At 45.2% G+C, this 2,533-nt stretch carries 2 protein-coding genes; one reads left to right on the top strand and one right to left on the bottom strand.

Annotated features, from left to right (window positions below; all coding sequences use genetic code 11):
- Positions 1-207 precede the first annotated feature (207 nt).
- Positions 208-1,113 (top strand): hypothetical protein, encoded by a 906-nt coding sequence (locus AD948_RS00310; protein ID WP_061470232.1) that lies wholly within the window; start codon positions 208-210, stop codon positions 1,111-1,113.
- Positions 1,114-1,222: 109 nt separating this feature from the next.
- Here AD948_RS00310 and AD948_RS00315 read toward each other — a convergent pair whose 3' ends face one another.
- Positions 1,223-2,203: a hypothetical protein gene (locus AD948_RS00315; protein ID WP_156478866.1), complete on the bottom strand. Its 981-nt coding sequence runs from the start codon at positions 2,201-2,203 to the stop codon at positions 1,223-1,225.
- Positions 2,204-2,533 lie beyond the last annotated feature (330 nt).

Here is a 2,533-nt window from a genome sequence, read left to right on the forward strand (position 1 = left end):
CGTACGCCTCGCGGCGCCCGAAACCCTTCAGGAAAGCGGAAGGTCGGCTTTCGGGAAGGCTAATGGGATAGCTGCCGTTGAAAGCGAAGCTATAGCAAGCGACCAACTCCAGCCGTTCCGTGACAAAGCGTGAATAGCGGCGTTGACGCGATTGCCATGGTAATAGAGAGTAGCGCTCCAATCCATACCGGAGAAAGACGTTTGCCCATGGGAAAATCCCCAAAAGCGAAACCGAAAGTTACGGTCAAGACCAAGAAAGAGACGACCAAAAGGCTGACTCCCAAGTCCGACGTCCTACGCCAGCTTTATCTTCTGTCGGGTAATCAATGCGCGATGCCGGACTGTGACCACGTCATCATCGACGGGAATGGCGTTGTCCTTGGACATGTCTGCCATATTCGCGCAGCGATGCCCGATGGTGCCCGTTTCGATGGAAGCATGACCAATGAACAGCGACGCGAAGTCGAGAACTTAGTTCTTATGTGTGGAGGGCATCATACACAGATCGACAGTAAGAGCTACGAGGATACATACACTCTTTCCGTAGTGACAAAGATCAAAACCGACCACGAAGGAAAGTTTAAAGGCGTCGGCTCATCCCTCCGCAAGGCGTTCAAAGATAACTATGCGGACGTAACCGACAGTCTCGTTCCAACCAAACCTAAAACTTTCGCCAGACTCGAATTGGCGCTTCCCGATTGCAGCTTGGAGCCCACCGACAAGCCCGCCCGCAGGAAACAAGTTAGTGCATTAATCGAGAAGCTGGAAATCATTCCGCCTGACCATCTCGCTTTCATTCTCGCGATCATTCGTCGCGCGATCAAACTCAAACTCAAAGTCGACGACACGATCCATGTCCATGTCGACGACGCAGCTGCAGCGCTGAGCATAAGTCCGCAAAATCTGAAGAAGCAGGGAGATGCCCTTGAGCGTTATGATATAGGCGGCATTGATCTGTTCGGGACAGATAGCGGCACGGACGAATATCATGTCTGGATCCGACAACCTTCCTATTACTTGACCTGGCAAAATATTTCCGCTTTCTGTCAGAAGGAGAGCGTCAAGTTGGAGGACTTCGTGTTGAAGTTAAAGTTCGCTGCACTCGATTGTTGACAGCGCGTTCGGGCCGAACCTCAAGCAGATGAGACTTGCGAAACGGCACATAAGAAATTGTTGCTTTTTTGACAAAGAAACCAACAATAAAATATTAAATTTTATTATTTCAAGTTATTATGCTGGGGACAACTTTAGCCGGCAATGGATTTGTTCTTAACGTAGCCATCTTATCAAAAGATAACATAGAGCGAAGTTCATCAATAATATCTAATATGTGGTCATCCCACTTGTTTTTAATCAGATTTAGAACAGGGAGTAATGAGGGGTCGTAATTTGCTCTTTGTCGTGGGCCCAACGTCATTAGAGTTTGAATGGTCCCTATGGCATCATGGAAATCTCGAACTATTGAATGCAAGCTATCTATTGTTATGACGTACTTCCAGCCGTACTCTGTACGAGTCCATTGACCATTTATTATTGCTGGAGGTAGGGGTTCATGCGGGTTAATCGTTAGATTTCTTGCGTGGCTTCTTACGCCAATTCCAAATGAGTAGTACTCACTCCTCTTTCTAGACCAAAAAGAATTCAATAAAAGGTCACCACCGTGATTTCCTTCTACTTCCCCTAGTATTGCAAAATTTCGATCAATCCCTTTGAGAAGTATACATAAATCGGCATAATGCACTTTTTCTACCGCATCATTGTAGTGCAGATCTTTCCATCCAAGCAAAATTGGATTATTTTCTCTTATGAACCGCTCCCCACTTCGAAAGTCTTTAGCGCTCACAAAAACTCCGTACTCTTGAGTTTCACTGAGAAAATCGAAATTATGTAGGTCAGAAATTTTTTCTACAATATTTTTAAAAATTGACCGGCCCTCGCTACTAACAAGGTAGTGGCAGAGTAAGCTTTGAAGACCAAAGTTCTGCAATGAATTCTTAATTGCAAAGAAGAATGCAAACCCCGCTTTGGCAGCTAGATTTGCTAGTGTTGGATCAATATTTTCCATGTAGCCTCTTTGGAATCCGTGTTCTATAGTTTTATGTTCGTACAGTGTTTCTAGTATAGAGCAGTAGTGCATAGCCCAATATGAATTTAGGTTTTTATAAATTCCTGGCTTAATTATTTCTACCAGATGCTTATCCACTAATTTAAATCCTAAAATTGCAAACAGCCTATTTATGAATCGCGTATTATCCGACTTTTTGCAACCAGCCTTTCGACATTGTTCTTGAGAGACTCAATCCAATCAGTCTCGGCTTTTATTGATCTCTCGTAAAATTTTTGCAGATATTCTCTTCGCCACTTGTCGTCATTCAGATCGGACTGGTAGTTCCCGGCCCTGCTCATCGCTAGAGATCATACTGCTCATGTCCGCTATGGAGAGAGCTGTCCGTAGACACTTATGCCTTAAATGAGGCGAAAGCAGTCTGTCTGCTTGCCTGAAGGGTTTCGGGCGCCGCGAGGCGTACGAAAG

The organism is Acetobacter senegalensis (assembly GCF_001580995.1).
Taxonomy (GTDB): Bacteria; Pseudomonadota; Alphaproteobacteria; order Acetobacterales; family Acetobacteraceae; genus Acetobacter; species Acetobacter senegalensis.

Bases quoted from the DNA above. Each gene is read 5' to 3' on its own strand.
- AD948_RS00310 (WP_061470232.1), top strand. From the start codon at position 208: ATGGGAAAATCCCCAAAAGCGAAACCGAAAGTTACGGTCAAGACCAAG.